Origin of the sequence: Tropicibacter sp. Alg240-R139, from assembly GCF_900537075.1 — a bacterium.
Taxonomy (GTDB): Bacteria; Pseudomonadota; Alphaproteobacteria; order Rhodobacterales; family Rhodobacteraceae; genus Falsiruegeria.
The window spans coordinates 191597-209372 of sequence record NZ_UNRA01000001.1 but is presented as its reverse complement, the minus strand read 5'-3'; the positions used below and the strand labels follow the sequence as shown (position 1 = coordinate 209372).

Genomic DNA, 17776 nt, shown 5'->3' with positions numbered 1-17776 from the left:
CTTTCGCCACAAGTCAACTTTTCCGTGTTCCCTGCCTACAGTCCATCACGATGGGTGAACGTGCCATTCATGATTGTGCCCACAACTTTTATGTCAGCAATATCACGTGGCGCAGTTTTTGTTATGTCCTGCTCCAATACGACCAGGTCGGCGTATTTACCTATCTCAAGGCTTCCAATCTTGTCCTGCATATTTTGCTGCATGGCCGGAAAAATCGTAACTGCTTTCAAAGCCTGGTCTAGGGCCGCTGGTTTGCGCGACAATGGGAATGGTTTTGAATTCTCGTTATGCGGATCTTGCAACGTCATGACTATTTCGACGTTGTAAAGCGGGGCCAGCATATTGATGGGCGAAGACGGCAGGTCAGACGCAATTGAAACATTGTGCCCAATAGCCATGAGCGATGAGTAACGCGCATACTGAGCTTCGACCCGAGCGCGCCCCAGAACTTTGAGGGCCGTGTCGGCTTCACCATCCCAGTCAGATTGGAAAGCAGGCGTCGTATTGACCATGATACCGTTCTCGATCACACGCTTGTGCTCGCGGTCACCGACGGTGAAGTAGTGATGCAACAGATTGTTTGGCACATCAAATCCGGCTTCTCTTGAAGCCATGATCGCATCGACGGCATTGCGCACGGTTTGGGAACCGTCCACATGAGTTCCCACCGGCAATCCCGCAGCGTTGGCCAAAAGATAAACAGCCATGATGCTTCCGCCCTCGATGGCAGCCGCGCCTCTGGTGTTCGTTCCCTCGTAGTTTTCAAGCTGCCACGAAGTCATTGACCCCCAATTGCCTTCTGGGTGAATCTTGATGCCCCAAATTCTCAACATGTCACTGTTGTATTTCTCTTTCAGAGACAAAGTATGTGCGACGACATCGTCTGCCTTGCCATTTGGATCTTTGAAGCCTGTCGCGACAAAGGTTCTGACGGTAAGGTCGCCTGTTTCCTCGAGGCCATGTAAGTAATTCAAGACAAGTTGCTCGTCCCCCTTTAGCAACTCCGCGTCGGTCACCGTCGGCATAGCCATCATGGGAATGTGAACCGATGTCATACCGAGTTTGACGGCTTCCCCATAGTTGACCTGCTGAAACTGGGCAATATCGTCTGCCGGTTTCCAAGCACCGGCCTTCTGGTAAGCGCTCGCCCATTGGAATTCGATCCCTACTCCAGAAAGTTCACCGGCATCGGTCCTTTGCCAGTACATCACGCCGGGAACCTGATCAGCGTCATCCTCGGGAACCTCACCAACTTCAAACGCTTTGGAGTTCATCCAGATGTCGTGAATTGTATAATCGAGGATAAATGCCGGACGGTCAGAAACAGCCTCGTCAAGTTCTTCTTTGGTTGGCCATCGGCCAAAATTGTTACGGTTGAAACCATATCCCAGTATCACCTCTTCATCTGGGTTGGCTTCGGAGTACTCCCTAATGGTCGCCACCGCTTCTTCTATGGTCTCAATCCCGAACAGGCTGACGCCGCGAGAGTTCCAACCGGATGCGATTAAATGGTCGTGCCCGCTGATGAAACCGGGCAGCAAAGTATCACCGTCAAGATCGAAAACTTCTGTATTGTCGCCGATCACCGCCTGCGCATCAGCAGCGGACCCTACAAAAGTGATTTTGTTTCCCGTGACGGCGACAGCTTCGGCTGTAGGCTGGGCATCGTTCATCGTCAGAACCGATGCGTTGGTAAACACCATGTCGGCCGTTTGAGATAGGACAGGCGACGCCAAGAAGATAACGCTTAAAAATGTCGCTATTGAATTTGTGGAGTTTTTCATTGTTCATCCTGTATCAATTTTTGACATTCGCACCGTGGTCTCCAAAAGTTAGGATAGAATGGTTTGGACCAAAAGCAAATTTGGTAAATTGCATACGACCATGACTACATAGCCTCGGCAGAGCTGCGATTGCCGCAACGTGCAACGAAGGTCCGCAAACCGCCCGACATTCAGTCTGGTCGCGTCCGCTTTGGGTTGGAACCTGCCATTACTGTGTCCCATTATAATGAAAGTTTAGTCCCATTTGGCGAACTCTTAGGGCTTAATACTAAAGACATCTAATGCGACGGGGTAAGTGCCTCTCGGCAGAACCCTTGATCTTGAACGTTTGACGGCAGATCACTGGGGTTAGGCAGGACACCAAATATTAATGGGCGCGCCTACAAAGTGACGCGCCCATCTGGAGTTTCTTTAATCAGAGTTGGATTGGACTGTTGGTCCGGCCTGAATTACAGCTGTTCTACGGTCACGCCGTTGCGTAGGTGGAACGCCAGATAATCCTTGATCTGGGCCACGGCCTCGATCGGGTTTTCATAAGACCACGCTGCGTCTGTGGTGACGGACGAGCGGTTGACGATCGAAAAATAAGTGGCGTCGCCCTTGTGTGGGCAGTGGGTTGCCTTGTCCGAGGCGTCCAGGAACGCGATTGCGATGTCCTTGCGGGGGAAGTAGATCACCGGATCCAGATCGCCTTCGCTCAGTTCCAGCACCTCGCTGCTTTCGCCAAGAATGGCCCCGCCGGAACGTACGCTCCACTTGCCGCCCGGTTTACGGATCTTGATGTGATCTGTCATTTTATCCCCTTCCCCATCGTCCTATTGGTGGGCGGTCTTGTCGCCCGCCCGTGTAACAGCCTGGTGTCAGCCCGTTGCGTCATACTGGCGCCGTTGCGGCATCCAGCCACAGACGCGCCTCGGGTCCCACGCGCGGGCCGATCATGTCGGTCACGTCGCGGTGATAGGCGTTCAGCCAATCCCGTTCTTCGGCGGACAACATATCCACGACGATCAGGCGGCGGTCAATGGGGGCAAAGGTCAAAGTACGCCACGACAGCATCGCGCGTTCGGGGTCTGCGGTCGGCAGGGTGGGGGCGTCTTGTACGACCACAAGGTTTTCGATGCGGATGCCAAAGGCGCCTTCGCGGTAATAACCCGGCTCATTTGACAGGATCATGCCCGGTTCCAGCGGCACATGGCTGGTGCGGGCCAGACGCTGGGGACCTTCGTGAACACTGAGATACGCGCCAACGCCGTGGCCGACTCCGTGGTTGAAATCCTGCCCCGCCAACCACAGCGGCATGCGCGCGACGCATTCGATGTCACGACCTGCAAGGCCCGCAGGCCAACGCAGCATCGACAGGGCGATCATTCCCTTGAGGACACGGGTGAAACAGGCCTTTTCTTCGTCGCCAACAGTGCCGATGGCGACGGTGCGGGTGATGTCGGTGGTGCCGTCCAGATATTGGCCGCCACTGTCGAGGACCAGCAGGTGGCCGTTTTCCAGCGTGCTGTCGGTGTCTTGCGTCACCCGATAGTGCATGATTGCGCCGTTGGGGCCGGTGCCTGAGATCGTTTCGAAGCTGATGTCCTGGAGCGCATTGTCGGTGCGGCGGCGGGCTTCAAGTTCTGACACCACTTGGGTCTCGGTCAGGCTACCGGGCTTGTGGGCGTCCAACCAAGCCAGCAGTTCGACAATGGCCGCCCCGTCGCGCAGATGCGCCTCGGCCGAGCCTTCGACTTCGGCGGCGTTCTTGCGTGCTTTGGGCCGGGCACAGGGGTCGCCCGCGTCCACCATTCGGTCCCCCAGTATGTCTGCCACTTTCTGCGGCACGGTCCCTGCATCAGCTTGCACCTTGCCCACGAGCGTATCCACTGCAGTCAGGAAGCTTGCCGGGTCATGGATGGACACTGTGTCGGGGAAATGCGCGCCCAGTTCCTTGAGCTTTTGTGCGGCCATGAACAGGTCCACCGCGCCGCTGTCGTGCAGGATGGCAAAGCCATGGGCGACAGGGTTGCGGGGGATGTCTGCGCCGCGGATATTCAACAGCCACATGATCGAATCCGGTAAGGTGATCACGGCCGAGGTATGACGGGCCTCTGACAGTTCAGCTGCCAATCGAGCGGTCTTGTCTGTCGCACTTTCGCCGGCAAATTCAATTGGATGCGCCTTGACTGGGTTCATCGGCGGGGTGGGCTGATCGTCCCAGACCGCATCGACCAGATTGTCGACACGCATCAGGTCGATGCCGGTGCCCTTTAACTCTTTTTCGGCCTGCGCGATCTGGCCTGCCGAATGCAGCCAGGCGTCGTACCCCACCTTGCCGCCGTTTGGCAGCTGTTCTTTTAACCAGATTGAAAGGGTGACGTCAGGCCAAGGGACGGGAGTGTAGACATCGGCCACTTGCGCCTTAACCTGAGTGCGATAGCGCCCGTCGATGAAAACGCCGGCAATCTGCTCCAGCACCACGCAAAAGCCCGCCGAGCCTGTGAAGCCGGTGAGCCAGGACAGACGCTCGTCGCGGGCGGCGACGTATTCGCCCTGATGAGCGTCTGCGCGCGGCACAAGAAACCCATCCAGCCCCTGATTGGCGATCTCGGCACGCAGTGCAGCGAGCCGGGGCGGGCCTTGTTCCGGGCGTGCGGTTACCTCAAAGCTTTGAAACATTCGGGCCTCTTTGTTCTTGTGTCTGGTCGCGCAAAAGGTGAGGGGGCGGGGGCGAAATGTCCAGTCGCGAAAGAGCAGCCCTTGGCAATTCGCGACCCTTCGGTAAAGTGGCGGCATGACCCGTTTGCCCGTATTTGCCCTGAGCCTGTTTCTTGTCAGCCCTGCCGTGGCGCAGGAGGGTGCTGAGTTGGTGGAACGCGCGCGCCAGACCGCAGCCGAGGCCATCACCGAAAGCATGACGGACCCGAGCAACCCGGGGCAGGCCGGGGTGTCGCGCCTATTCGAGAAGGACGGGCAGCCCACATTGTGCTCGGTGACGGATGCCCACACCCCAGGGGGCACTTACATTGGGCGGACCTATTGGGAAGTGTCGCTGAACGATGACGGGTCCGAGGTCGTAAGCACGCGCAATGTGACAGGCCTGTTTTCGGACTGTTACGGCGAGGATTATCAGGCGTTCAGTGAAATCCTGGAGGAGTAGGGAGGGGGCGCTGCCCCCGTCGCTGCGCGACTCCCCCGGGATATTTTTGGCAAGAAGAAAAGCGGGGCCTTATGAGGCCCGGCGCATTCCCATGACACGCGCACGGGCGCGGGGGTCGCTGTCGAAAAGGGCCGCGAGCTGTTCGGTCATTGCACCCGCGAGTTGTTCGACGTCAGTGATAGTGACCGCACGGTCATAGTAGCGGGTCACGTCGTGGCCGATGCCGATGGCCAGCAGTTCGACCATCTTGCGTTTTTCGACCATGGCGATCACGTCGCGCAGGTGCTTTTCCAGATAGTTGGCCGGGTTCACCGACAGGGTGCTGTCATCCACCGGGGCTCCATCCGAAATCACCATCAGGATCTTGCGCTGCTCGCGCCGCGCCATCATCCGGCGGTGGGCCCATTCCAGCGCCTCGCCGTCGATGTTTTCCTTGAGCAGGCCTTCTTTCATCATCAGGCCCAGATTGGGGCGGGCGCGGCGCCATGGGGCGTCGGCGTTTTTGTAGATGATGTGGCGCAGGTCATTCAGGCGACCGGGTTGTTGCGGGCGACCATCGTTCAGCCACGCCTCGCGTGCCTGTCCACCTTTCCAGGCGCGGGTGGTGAAGCCCAGGATTTCGACCTTGACGTTGCAACGTTCTAGCGTGCGGGCCAGAACATCGGCGCAAATGGCGGCGATCGAGATCGGCCGGCCGCGCATCGAGCCGGAGTTGTCCAAGAGGAGCGTTACTACGGTGTCGCGGAATTCGGTGTCTTTTTCGACCTTGAAGCTGAGCGGCGTGGTTGGGCTGGCGACAACACGCGCCAGACGCCCTGCATCCAAAATACCCTCTTCACGGTCAAATTCCCAACTGCGGTTCTGTTGTGCTTGCAGGCGGCGTTGCAGTTTGTTGGCCAGACGGCTCACTGCGCCTTTGAGGGGGTCCAATTGCTGATCAAGGTAGGCGCGCAGGCGTTCGAGTTCAGCGGGTTCGGCCAGATCCTCGGCGGCGATTTCCTCGTCGTGTTCGGACAGATAGACCAGATAGCTGGGGTCCGCGTCAGAAACGGGCTGTGGTGCGGGCGGTTCCAGCGGGGCTTCGCCTTCGGGCATCTCGGCCTCTTCGCCAAGCTCCTCATCCGCCATCTCGTCCATCGAGACCTGGGCCTGGGATTGGTCCTGTTGCTCTTCCTGAGATTGCTCGGGATCGGCGTCGGCGTCTTCCTGATCCTGCTGGTCGTCACCGGTGCTGTCGGGATCGGGTTGCTCGTCGGCGTTGTCTTCGGCCTGATCCTCTTGGTCTTCGTCCAGCTCGTCGGGGTCATCGCCCAGCTGGTCGCCGTAACCCAGATCGTCGATGACCTGACGGGCGAATTTGGCGAATTCGGCCTGATTGCTAAGCATGTCCTGGAGGTTTTCCAGCGTGCCGCCGGCCTGTTCTTCGATGAAGCCGCGCCACAGGTTCATGACGTTGTCGGCGGCTGCGGGCAGGTCGCGGCCCGTGGCCAGATGGCGGATCAGATAACCGGCCGCGACAGGCAGGGGGGCGTCGGCGGCCTGGGTGCATTGGTCATAGCCCCGGCGCAGCGCTTCGTGCGTGATTTTGACGTCGATGTTTGACGCGGTGCCCGGCATATCGCGGGCGCCGACGGCCTCGCACCGGGCAGTTTCCATTGCCTCGTACAGATCGCGCGCCATGTTGCCCGGAGGCGCATAACGCGCGTGGGTTTCGGCGTTGTGGTATTTGCGTTGCAGGGCCAGGGCGTCGGCGGTGCCGCGTGCCAGCAGAACCTCTTCGCGGTTCATGCGGCGGCTGACCTGCGGCAGGCGCATGGAATCGCCGGACACACCCGAGGGATCGACCGTATAGCTGACGTTCAGCTCAGGATCATTGGCCATGACCTTGGTGGCCTCGGCTAGGGCCTTTTTGAACGGATCGGCGGGATTGTCGTTTGGCTTTTTCATGATCGCAAGCTGTCCTTGATAGAAGCATTCCGTCTTGGGCAGCCGTTGTCCAGTATTCTCTTAGTTTTTGAGAAAGAGCGGTGCCCGGCCGCGGGCGGGAAACGAAGTGCCAGCTCATGGGGGTGGACGGGCACTGCCCGGCGTTTCGCCGGGCTTGATTACCCCATGCTTGTGCTGGCGGCGCTTTCGGGCAGTTCTTCGTCAAAGCAGCGCTGATAGAACTCGGCCACGGTCTGGCGTTCCAGCTCGTCACATTTGTTCAAGAACGACAGGCGGAAAGCATAGCCCACGTCGCGGAAGATCTCGGCGTTTTGGGCCCAGTTGATCACGGTACGGGGCGACATGACGGTCGACAAATCGCCGTTCATAAACGCAGTCCGGGTCAGGTCGGCAACGGTCACCATCTGGCTGACGATCTTACGGCCATCGGCGGTGTTGTAATGCGGCGCCTTGGACAGGACGATCATCGTTTCGGCATCGTGGCTGAGATAGTTCAGCGTCGCGACCAGCGACCAACGGTCCATCTGGGCCTGGTTGATCTGCTGCGTGCCGTGGTAGAGGCCCGTGGTGTCGCCCAGACCAACGGTGTTGGCCGTGGCAAACAGACGGAAGTGCGGGTTGGGTGTGATGATCTGGTTCTGATCCATCAGCGTCAGCTTGCCGTCATGTTCCAGAACACGCTGGATCACGAACATCACGTCGGCGCGGCCCGCGTCGTATTCGTCAAACACGATGGCAACCGGGTTGCGCAGCGCCCAAGGCAGGATTCCTTCGTGGAATTCGGTGACCTGCATGCCGTCGCGCAGTTTGATGGCGTCTTTACCAATCAAGTCGATCCGGGAGATGTGGCTGTCCAGGTTCACCCGGACGGCGGGCCAGTTCAGGCGCGCGGCGACCTGTTCGATGTGGGTCGATTTGCCTGTGCCGTGATAACCCTGCACCATGACGCGGCGGTTGTGGCTGAAGCCGGCCAGGATCGCCATCGTGGTGTCGGGGTCGAACTTGTAGGTGTGGTCGACTTCGGGCACGCGGTCCGACGCTTCTGCAAATCCCTTGATCGTCATGTCGGTGTCGATGCCGAACACCTCACGGACCGAGATTTCTTCGGTGGGTTTTGCGTTGATGTCGATCAAACCGTCAGCCATGCCAGTCGTCCTTATCCTCTCGGCCCCTTGCAGCGGGGCATGAACCTGCGTTTGGTGCAACATCTTTGGGGCAAGGGCAAGGGGAACCGGACGTTCCGTTCAGCTGCGCTGAAAAAAGGTTGTAAACTGGACTTATCGCCTGCGTTGATTGTATCAAATTCCGCAAGATTTTGGCCTGCGCCGATGGGCAGAAGGTCCTGTTGGCCAAAAACAGTGGGACCGATGGGCGATGCGCGGTATACTCACCCAATTGAACCGGGTCGCCTGCATACGACATCACCGGCGACCCAGAATTCCAACACATGTTGTTTTTGGGGAGAAAAATGACTGAATTAAGCCATTTCAAAAAGACGTTGCTGGCAGGAGTCTTTGGCCTTGCAAGCGCGGGGGCCGCAGTGGCCCAAGACAAGCCGATGAATTTCCTGATCATCTGGGGGGATGACATCGGGTACTGGAACGTCAGCGCCTATAATCAAGGCATGATGGGGTACGAAACCCCCAACATCGACCGCATCGCCAAAGACGGCATGTTGTTCACCCACGGATATGGCGAGCAATCGTGCACGGCGGGGCGGGCCTCATTCGTGACGGGGCAATCGGGGTTTCGGACTGGGCTGCTGAAGGTTGGTTTGCCCGGCGCCAAGGAAGGGATCAGTGAGAAAGATCCTACCATTGCCGAATTCATGAAATCCAAAGGGTACATGACGGCGCAATACGGCAAGAATCATCTTGGCGACCTGGACGAACACCTGCCGACAAACCACGGGTTTGATGAGTTCTTTGGCAACCTGTATCACCTGAATGCCGAAGAAGAGCCAGAAAACGCGGATTATCCCAAGGACCCAGAATTCCGGCAGAACTTTGGGCCGCGCGGTGTGATCAAATCCTCAGCAGATGGCAGTGTCGAGGATACTGGGCCGCTAACGCGCAAGCGAATGGAGACCATTGACGAAGAGGTCACCGCCGGTGCGCTTGACTTCATGGACCGCGCAGCCGAGCAAGAAAAGCCGTTTTTCCTGTGGTACAACACCACGCGGATGCACATTCACACCCATCTGAAAGAAGAAAGCGAAGGCGTAACCGGCTTGGGCGTCTATCCTGACGGGATGGTCGAGCATGACAATATGGTTGGTCAGATGCTGGACAAGCTCGAGGAGCTTGGCATCGCTGACAACACTGTCGTGATGTACTCGACCGACAACGGGGCCGAGGTCTTTAGTTGGCCGGATGGTGGCACCACGCCGTTCCGGGGCGAAAAGAACGACAATTGGGAGGGCGGTTTCCGTGTCCCGATGATGATCAAGTGGCCGGGTGTGATCGAACCGGGCAGCCGCTCGAACCAGGTCATCAGCCATTTGGATTGGTTCCCGACGTTTATGTCCGCGTTGGGTGATACTGACATGAAAGAGCGGATGTTGACCGAAGCTCCATTTGGCGAAGGCAACGAGCCAGTGCATTTGGATGGCTACGATTTCATGCCATATTTCCGTGGGGAAACCGAAGAGGGGCCACGGCGGGAGTTCCTGTATTTCTCAGATGGCGGCGACCTGATGAACCTGCGCTATAACCGCTGGAAAGTCGTTTTCGCCGAGCAACGCGCCCACGGGTTCGATGTCTGGCAGGAACCGCTAACTTTCTTGCGGTTGCCCAAGATCATCGATCTCTACTCGGACCCGTTCGAGCGGGCGGAACACGAATCCATCGGATATGCTAAATGGCGGCTGGATCGAACATATCTTTTGGTTCCGGCCCAAGCCTTTGTGGGACAGTTCCTCGAGACGTTCAAAGACTATCCGCCGCGCCAGAAACCCGCCAGTTTCTCGATCGACCAGGTTCTGGAGAGCTTGCAGCGCAATCAAGGGGGCTAGGAGCCGGTTTTCGACCCATGTCGAGACCTTACACGACGTGCCGGTCAAAGGCAGGGCGCGCCCATTTTGGGGGTCGGGTCGGAGTGATCTCGAAAAGCTCCCGCCCGTCGGCGATGCCCCTTGTGGGACATCTCCTCCGGTTGGGCCGGGCCTCGCTGCGCTCGGCAGTCGCGTTTGATCGCGTCTGTCGCGCGCTTGCAAATCGGGCGTAACGTCGTATCCTGACGCGACCGCGCCGGGCTTTGCCCGGCGCCCGGCCCAAAGCCGTTAGCGGTGCCGACGAAGTCGAGATCGCTCGGGTGCGGGAGCTCTTTGGGATCGGCTGTCACAGTGGGACCGGTTGTCGCAGATCATCTGCATCATGGTGCGTTGTGTCTGGCACTCGCTCTCCTATGGAGCACGATGAGTGTTTGGAAAATCGACAGCGGTGCGTTCATGTGACGGTTTTCACCTCCCCCCAATAAAGGGCCTAGCTGACGTATGAAGCCCGAAGAAGGAGAGGATTCTTGGTCGCGTGAATTGATTGTGACCTTCAGGTCGACGGGGTGAACAACTTCAACGGGCGTTGTGGAAAGCGTCATTCAATAGATCTTGGTGCGTCCAGCAAAGGTAAGTCCGTCGAGTAAATGCGTGCTGAAGAACAAGCCAGCAGACGCCAAGTGACGGACGAGATCAAGCGAAGTAACCACCGATTGAACGCTAGGCGCAATATTGTGTTGACCACAGAAACGGCTCACACCCTGCCTGTTAAAGATCGCCTCGGCATTGTGACCGCTGAAGTTGTGGTTGGAATGAACATTTTCAAAAGATGCCCTGACGGGCGTGCGCAATATTGTTGGTGGACGTACCGGCAATATTCAAAACGCTCTCAAAGACATGCGCGAGAAAGCTCTGACTGAATTGCGCGTCGAAGCTGCCTCGTTGGGAGGGGGGGCTGTTGTCGGTGTCGGTCTGGACTATAGCGAAATCGGTGCGACTGGCAGTACCATGCTTATGCTTGTGGTCTCTGGAACCGCCGTGAGACTGGCGGCGGATCTGTGATGCACTTCCGGCGGGGCAGCAGGTAAGGCAAATTCCGTTGTCTCAAGCGCGGCGTTGGAAGATCCTCGTCTTGAGCCTCAGGTGACTGCGAGACGGTCAAAAACTGAAACACAGCGCACTCCTCAATCTTGTCATGACAAAAAGTAACACCTCCGCGCTGTGCGGCGAGGATGCTACCCAGTAGTTTTCAGATTGTACCAAGCAGCGTCGTCGGTGCTTCGGTCGGAAACCCGTCAGAAAGTGGCGCCATTCTGAACCTCTCGCAGCTACTTGAAATTTCGGCTTTCCTTGATCTGATCCCAGGCCCAGACGACCTCTTGCAGCTGTTCCTCCTGGCTGCGGTCGCCGCCGTTCATGTCCGGATGCAGCACTTTGATAAGCTTCTTGTACGCTTTGCGCACTTCGGCCTTGGTCCAGTTGTCCTTGGCTTCCAAAATCTCGACGGCGCGGCGCTCGGTCGGGGGCAGGCGCTTGCCGCCGCCACCCGATGTGCGCCCCTTGTTCTGAGTACCGTTGGCGCCCAGCACCTGATGCGGGTCTTCGATGCCAAGCCGGGCCCAGGCGCGTGCTTCGGGGTCGCCCATGGGTTTGGTCTCGCGTTCCCAGACCTTGTCTTTGGATTGCTGCGCGTTCAGCTCGGCCTCTGTGGTGCCGTCAAAGAAGTTCCATTTCAGATTGTACTCGCGGACGTGTTGCTGGCAGAACCAGAAGAAATCATCCAGAACGTCAGGGGCTTTTGGTGCGCGGAACTTACCGGCCTCTTCACACCCTTCATGTTCGCACAGGCGCTGAGAGGTTTCGGATGCACCTGACATGCCCCGACGTCCGCGCGGGTTCTTTTTCTTTGCGGATGAGACTGACATATCGAACCCAAAGGGATCTGACTTGGCCATGGTGGACACCTTTCGAACGCAACTTCTCGACTCGGAGGCCAGAGTTTAATCTAAGTGGCGGCAGATAGAAGAGGGCGCGGTAAAAAAATTCGCGACAAAAGGAAAGAACACGACAATGAGCATGACTGATAAGATCCGGGATCGGCTGGAAACCGCCTTTAGTCCAACCGAGTTGGAAGTTGTGGACGACAGCGAGAGCCACCGGGGCCATGCAGGGTATCAGGAAGGCGGCGAAAGCCATTTCAACGTACGAATTCGGGCCGCCGAGTTTGCTGGAAGATCACGTGTGGCTCGACACCGCGCCGTTCACGCTGCCCTGGGCGACATCGTGCCGCGCATTCACGCCTTGGCCCTGGATATTGATAGCTAGTCCCGTTTCGTCGTCTCATCAGGCTCGACGTCAATCTCGTCGTCGGCCTGGCTTTCGGCGCGCGACTTGAGAGCTTCGGTCATGCCTGACACGTCGCTCAACTCTTCGACGCCGTTGTCCTTAAGCATTCGCTCGGCTCCGCTGGCCATGGGGGGGTCGTTGACCTCGGCCGAAATCGGAGCTGGGGCTGAAACGGGTGCGGGTTCGGACATCGGGCCGGGAACCGGCTGGGCAACCGCGTCGTCTTCATCTGTGTCATCCCTGACAAGATCGCGGCGGAACACCAACACATTGCGCCAGTTCTGGACCGACCCGGTCAAGCCAGTGCGCTCGTCACTGGGCAGCAGTTCGGCGCGCTGAAACTCCCACCCGTCAGTGCCCATCTGGTTGAGCAGCTGTTCAACGGTCAGGGCAAAGCGCCCCTCGGGCGTTTTCACGCCCTTGGCTTTGGTGCCTTTGGATGGCGCAGGAACGACTTTGTATTCGTAGCGGTGCATGGTGTTTCCCGGAACTTCGTGTCGCGGCAATCTAACAGGTTAACGCGCAGGTAAAAGACCTGTTCGCGGGGAAAGGGCCGGTCTATGGTTTCCTCAATGATCTCTTCGGGGCATGAAGAGCGAGGCAGCAGGCGAGGACATGATAATGCAATCGGGGTCTTTACGACGCGTTTTGACTGGCGCAGCGTTGGTCTGCCTGCAGGCTTGTTCGGGTGCGCCACTTGATCAAAACACGACGGTCACTCAAGCGCGTGATGCGCCGCACTCTACGCTGGTGAGTTCTGCGCGTGGACTTTCGCGGGGGCAGGCGGGGTTTGTTCCGCTGTCTGATGGGGATCAGGCCCTTGGCGCGCGGTTGCGGTTGATCGAAGGGGCACAGGATACGCTGGATTTACAGTATTTCCTGATGAAACCGGATTTGGGCGGGGCTTTGATCGCCGACGCCCTGCTCAAGGCTGCAGATCGCGGGGTTAGGGTTCGGCTTTTGCTGGATGATTTCTTTACCACCGTCGACGACAGCAGCCTGTCCCTGATCGATGCACACGACAACATTGCGGTGCGGATTTACAATCCAGCGGCGCGCCCGTGGCCCAAACCTCTTGGCATGGCGTTAGAATTTTCGCGCGTGAACCGCCGGATGCACAACAAATCCTTCACCGCCGATCAGGCCTTTGCCATCATCGGCGGGCGCAATATTGCGGATGAGTATTTCCAACTCAACACTAGTTCCGAGTTTGCTGATTTTGACCTGTTGGTGGTTGGCCCACCGGTCAGGGAAATCGGAGAGGAATTTGATCTGTATTGGAATGATGGCTGGGCGGTGCCGCTGAGTAGCCTTTACGAACGGGCATCGGCGCAAGAGTTGCGCGACGCCCGAGCCGAACTGGCTGCGGAATTGAAGCCAGCACGCCAAGTTTATGAAGACGCGGTTGAGAACCCCTATATCCGCGAGATTGGTTCCTCGGCGGTTCCGATCTATCGCGGGCAGGTCGAGTTGGTGGTTGATCCGCCCCAAAAACTCAAGCAGCCGGTGCGCGGCGGCCCTCGTCCCCTGGCGGAAACGCTGTTGGCGCAAATGCGCGACGCCAAACGCGAGGTCATTCTGCTGACGCCCTATTTCGTGCCCGAGGACTATGGAGCACGGCTGTTTTCCGATCTGGCGCAGCGAGGTGTACGGGTACGGATTGTGACCAATTCTCTGGCGGCGACCAACCATGCCTATGTTCATGCCGGGTACCGCAGGCATCGCGCGGCCCTGCTGAGGGCGGGCGTTGAGCTGTATGAATTGCGCGCGGATTCGTTGCAAGAGCTTGGCTTGGTCCCAGCCGAGTCCGAGGTCGGTGTTGTCATGCACACGAAGCTGGCGGTGATTGATGACACTGTGTTTGTCGGGTCGCTGAACCTCGACCCCCGGTCGATCAAGCAAAACGCCGAACTTGGCTTGTTCATGGAAAGCCAACGGTTTGCGCAGGAAATCCTGTCCGATCTGGAGCAGGGGCTTGTAGATTACACCTATCGCATCGCTTTGGATGACAACGAGCGCCTGCAATGGCGCTATGAACAACCCGACCAGATCACCATAAAAGCGACCGAACCGGGCGCCACATTCTGGAAACAGCTGGTGGTGGGCATTACAGCGCTGCTGCCAGTCGAGCAGCAGCTATAGACTTAGTCGATGAACATGGGAGCGTATTCTGCCTACGACCTTGATAGGGCCGTGAATGCGGTACACCAGCTCGCTGTGAGAGTTCCTTTGATTGTCTGGATACACGGGCGACCTGCGCAGAATGGTCATTTCGGTTATGGCCATGGCACTCAGTTTCGAATCCATCGTGGATATGGAGAGTTGTCGGTGAACTCTCGTGGTTCACCCGGCTTTGGTGAAGAGTTCCAAACGTTGGGATTCAACCAATTCTGACGCGCAATGCGGTAAGATGTTGCCGATGCAGTCCTTTAGGCAGTCGATCAGGGATTAGCTGACACTGACGCTCTGGTTGCAGTGGGGATGAGCTATGGTGGATATTCCGCCGCGCTGGCCATGACCCGCGACCCTGGGTTGTTGGGCGCTGCCATTGCCGAAATCCCGATGCTCAACAACGAGTTTCAGACCCGGTTTTCTCCGAGATCATGGACATCAGGCTGGCGTCGTAGGAGACGCCAATCTCAGGTGTCGTTGGCATTGGCCCAAAATGCGCGAGTTGGGATGAGCGGAGGGAGGGTGCTTGCCTGCAAGACCGGATGCGTGGGCGGGGTGTCGCGTGTGGAAAACAGGGCGGTTGCGGTCGCAGCGGCAGTCAGGGCAGTAAGTCCAAGGAAGAAATTCTTGACCATGGAACCCTAATAAAAACGATTGAGTACATTGGCACTCTGCCCTGGGGAGCGTTTCGGTCAAGCAATGAAGCGACAAAATGTAACTGGAAACGAAAAAGGGCAACGCAACTGCGCTGCCCATGGGACCTTTTATGCAGTCGGTGGCACCTTTTTACTGGCCCAACTTTTGCGCCACCAACTGATTGACCGCTTTGGGGTTGGCCTTGCCGCCGGTGGCTTTCATCACCTGGCCTACGAACCAACCTGCCAGCTTCGGGTTCACCTTGGCCTTTTCGACCTGTGCCGGGTTGGCCGCGATGATCTCGTCCAGGGCTGCTTCGATGGCGCCGGTATCCGTCACTTGCTTCATACCGCGCGCCTCGACGATGTCCGACGGGTCGCCGCCTTCGGTGTAGACGATCTCGAACAGGTCTTTGGCGATTTTGCCGGAAATCGCGTCCGAAGCGATCAGGTCGATGATGCCACCCAGTTGCGCGGGCGAGACCGGGCTGTCGGTGATGTCGTGGTCTTCTTTCTTCAAGCGGCCAAATAGCTCGTTGATGACCCAGTTTGCGGCCAGCTTTCCTGAACGGCCCTTGGCGACGTCTTCAAAATACGCCGCCGATTCCACATCAGCGGTCAGCACCGACGCGTCATAGTCGGTCAGGCCGAAATCCGCGATGAAGCGGGATTTTTTGGCGTCGGGAAGTTCGGGCAGGTTGGCGGCGATGTCGTCGACCCAGGCCTGCTCAATCTCCAGCGGCAGCAGGTCGGGGTCGGGGAAGTAGCGATAGTCGTGTGCTTCTTCCTTGGACCGCATCGAGCGGGTTTCGCCCTTATCCGGGTCGTACAGGCGGGTTTCCTGATCGACCGTACCGCCCCCTTCGACGATGGCGATCTGACGGCGGGCTTCGACCTCGATCGCTTGCTGGATAAAGCGCATCGAGTTCATGTTCTTGATTTCGCAGCGGGTGCCGAGGTGGCCGAAATCCTGTGTTTCCTGGTACTTTTCGTACTGGCCAGGTCGGCAGATCGATACGTTCACGTCAGCCCGTAGGTTGCCGTTTTGCATGTTGCCATCACAGGTGCCCAAATAGCGCAGGATCTGGCGCAACTTGACGATATAGGCGGCGGCCTCTTCGGGGCCACGAATGTCGGGGCGGCTGACGATTTCCATCAGGCAGACGCCAGTTCGGTTGAGGTCCACGAAAGACATGTTGGGGTCCATGTCGTGGATCGACTTGCCCGCGTCCTGTTCCATGTGAATACGTTCGATCCGCACCATGCGCGCGACGCCGTCACCCATTTCAACCAGCACTTCGCCTTCGCCCACGATGGGATGATACAGCTGGGAAATCTGATAACCTTGGGGCAGGTCGGGGTAGAAATAGTTCTTGCGGTCAAAAGCGGATTTCAGGTTGATCTCGGCTTTGAGGCCCAGACCGGTGCGCACCGCCTGTTCGATGCAATATTCGTTGATCACAGGCAGCATTCCGGGCATTGCCGCGTCCACAAACGCTACGTTTGAGTTGGGTTCCGATCCAAATTGGGTCGACGCGCCGGAAAACAGCTTGGCGTTGGATGAAACCTGCGCATGCACCTCCATCCCGATCACCAGTTCCCAATCGTGCTTGGCTCCGGCGATGGTTTTGATTTTCGGTGTCTCGTAGGTCAGGTCAAGCATGGCGTTTTCCAGAGTTTGCAGGCGGATGCGTTTTAAGCGTTTCTGACGGTTTGGACAAGGGGCGCGTACGGTTTGGTTACTTTGAATTTTTCACCATATTACGTATCATGGCGGAATTATTTGAAATGGATTTTGGAGAAAGACAATGCCGACTTTGCGCGTGGCTACATTCAACTGTGAAAACTTGTTCGCCCGATATCAATTCAGATCGAACGTCGGGGATGTGTCCCGTGGGTTTGATATCAACGACACCAAGTTCGACATCTTCAACACAAGATCCAAGCGGATTACGGCCAAGGCGATCAAGGAAATGGACGCTGACGTGATTTGCTTGCAGGAGGTCGAAAACCTTCCCGTATTGGATCGCTTCAATTCAGAATTCCTTGGGGGGCCAAAACACAAAAGATACACGCACCGCATTCTGGTCGATGGTAACGATCCACGTCGTATAGATGTTGCGTTGATCTCACGCCGACCGATTGGCGCAGTCCGTACCTATAGACACGAGAGAAACGAGGCGAACACGGCAGCAAAATTCTCGCGAGACTGTTTGCGGGCTGAAATTGAGGTCGATGGCGGTACCTTGACCCTTTATGGCAACCATTTCAAATCCATGATGGGCGGGCGAAAAAAGACGCGCGCGCGTCGGTTGGAGCAATCCGAACGTGTCTCTGCGATCCTTCGCGAGGATTGGGGCGATAATCTTGACGGAGATTTCTTGGTACTGGGTGATCTCAACGACTATCCGCAAAAGGGAGGCGGCACCACGACGTCCCTTGGGTCGCTTTTGAATGAGCCCGAGTTGGTCAATATCGTTGACCGGTTACCCAAGAACGATCGCTGGACGCACTATTGGGCGGGCGGGCGTGAATATCGGCAATTGGATTATCTGCTTTTGTCCAAGTCATTGGATGATGCGTCGGGCAAGCCCGTGCCGATGCGCGTGTTGGACGGTTTGCCCTGGCGCGCCGACCGATACGAGGGCGACCGATTTGAGGACGTCGGCGATGACAGTCCCAAGGCGTCAGATCACGTGCCCTTGTTTGTCGACGTCAAAGTCGGAAAGACCATGATCTGAGCCAAATGCTGAAT

General features: G+C 57.6%; 14 protein-coding genes and 1 pseudogene. 7 read left to right on the top strand and 8 right to left on the bottom strand.

Annotation, left to right across the window (positions count from 1 at the left end):
* Positions 1–35: 35 nt before the first annotated feature.
* The 3 genes from G6R15_RS01015 to G6R15_RS01005 form a co-directional block, all read right to left on the bottom strand.
* Entirely contained in the window at positions 36–1784 is a 1749-nt protein-coding gene (locus G6R15_RS01015; protein WP_164657924.1) for an amidohydrolase, read from the bottom strand.
* 449 nt (positions 1785–2233) lie between these two features.
* Positions 2234–2578, bottom strand: coding sequence for a DUF427 domain-containing protein (locus G6R15_RS01010; protein ID WP_164657923.1), 345 nt, complete (start codon positions 2576–2578; stop codon positions 2234–2236).
* 79 nt (positions 2579–2657) lie between these two features.
* A complete protein-coding gene (locus tag G6R15_RS01005) occupies positions 2658–4448 on the bottom strand; it encodes an aminopeptidase P family protein (protein ID WP_164657922.1) in 1791 nt (596 codons plus the stop codon).
* A 115-nt stretch (positions 4449–4563) separates the two neighbouring features.
* On the opposite strand from G6R15_RS01005, the gene G6R15_RS01000 reads away from it, so the two are divergent.
* A complete protein-coding gene (locus G6R15_RS01000) occupies positions 4564–4929 on the top strand; it encodes a hypothetical protein (protein ID WP_164657921.1) in 366 nt (121 codons plus the stop codon).
* 69 nt (positions 4930–4998) lie between these two features.
* On the opposite strand, the gene cobT is transcribed toward G6R15_RS01000, so the two are convergent.
* Together cobT and cobS are read right to left on the bottom strand one after the other, a co-directional pair.
* On the bottom strand, positions 4999–6876 hold the full coding sequence (cobT, locus tag G6R15_RS00995) for a cobaltochelatase subunit CobT (RefSeq protein ID WP_164657920.1): 1878 nt from the start codon (positions 6874–6876) through the stop codon (positions 4999–5001).
* A gap of 158 nt (positions 6877–7034) precedes the next feature.
* The gene (gene cobS / locus G6R15_RS00990) at positions 7035–8021 is read right to left on the bottom strand and encodes a cobaltochelatase subunit CobS (RefSeq protein WP_164657919.1); all 987 of its coding nucleotides are present in this window, start codon (positions 8019–8021) and stop codon (positions 7035–7037) included.
* 323 nt (positions 8022–8344) lie between these two features.
* Here cobS and G6R15_RS00985 point away from each other — a divergent pair, with 323 nt between their 5' ends.
* Both G6R15_RS00985 and G6R15_RS00980 read left to right on the top strand, forming a co-directional pair.
* Entirely contained in the window at positions 8345–9889 is a 1545-nt protein-coding gene (locus G6R15_RS00985; protein WP_164657918.1) for an arylsulfatase, read from the top strand.
* Positions 9890–10711: 822 nt separating this feature from the next.
* Positions 10712–10930, top strand: coding sequence for a heavy metal-binding domain-containing protein (locus G6R15_RS00980; RefSeq protein WP_306432330.1), 219 nt, complete (start codon positions 10712–10714; stop codon positions 10928–10930).
* 266 nt (positions 10931–11196) lie between these two features.
* Here G6R15_RS00980 and G6R15_RS00975 read toward each other — a convergent pair whose 3' ends face one another.
* The gene (locus G6R15_RS00975; RefSeq protein ID WP_164657917.1) at positions 11197–11823 is read right to left on the bottom strand and encodes a DnaJ domain-containing protein; all 627 of its coding nucleotides are present in this window, start codon (positions 11821–11823) and stop codon (positions 11197–11199) included.
* A 115-nt stretch (positions 11824–11938) separates the two neighbouring features.
* Between G6R15_RS00975 and G6R15_RS00970 the strand changes: the two genes are divergently transcribed.
* Positions 11939–12193 (top strand): BolA family transcriptional regulator, encoded by a 255-nt coding sequence (locus G6R15_RS00970; RefSeq protein WP_164657916.1) that lies wholly within the window; start codon positions 11939–11941, stop codon positions 12191–12193.
* On the opposite strand, the gene G6R15_RS00965 is transcribed toward G6R15_RS00970, so the two are convergent.
* Entirely contained in the window at positions 12190–12690 is a 501-nt protein-coding gene (locus tag G6R15_RS00965; RefSeq protein ID WP_164657915.1) for a DUF4177 domain-containing protein, read from the bottom strand. The genes G6R15_RS00970 and G6R15_RS00965 overlap by 4 nt on opposite strands.
* 112 nt (positions 12691–12802) lie before the next feature.
* On the opposite strand from G6R15_RS00965, the gene G6R15_RS00960 reads away from it, so the two are divergent.
* On the top strand, positions 12803–14356 hold the full coding sequence (locus tag G6R15_RS00960) for a phosphatidylserine/phosphatidylglycerophosphate/cardiolipin synthase family protein (RefSeq protein WP_164657914.1): 1554 nt from the start codon (positions 12803–12805) through the stop codon (positions 14354–14356).
* A gap of 306 nt (positions 14357–14662) precedes the next feature.
* Positions 14663–15031 (top strand): annotated as a pseudogene (locus G6R15_RS23075) (alpha/beta hydrolase family protein); the annotation flags it as partial.
* A gap of 141 nt (positions 15032–15172) precedes the next feature.
* On the opposite strand, the gene gatB reads toward G6R15_RS23075, so the two are convergent.
* Positions 15173–16684 carry an Asp-tRNA(Asn)/Glu-tRNA(Gln) amidotransferase subunit GatB gene (gene gatB, locus G6R15_RS00950; RefSeq protein ID WP_164657912.1) on the bottom strand — a complete coding sequence of 504 codons (1512 nt, stop codon included), beginning with the start codon at positions 16682–16684 and terminating at the stop codon, positions 15173–15175.
* Between the two features lie 223 nt (positions 16685–16907).
* Between gatB and G6R15_RS00945 the strand changes: the two genes are divergently transcribed.
* The gene (locus G6R15_RS00945; protein WP_205520447.1) at positions 16908–17762 is read left to right on the top strand and encodes an endonuclease/exonuclease/phosphatase family protein; all 855 of its coding nucleotides are present in this window, start codon (positions 16908–16910) and stop codon (positions 17760–17762) included.
* The last annotated feature ends 14 nt before the right edge of the window (positions 17763–17776 follow it).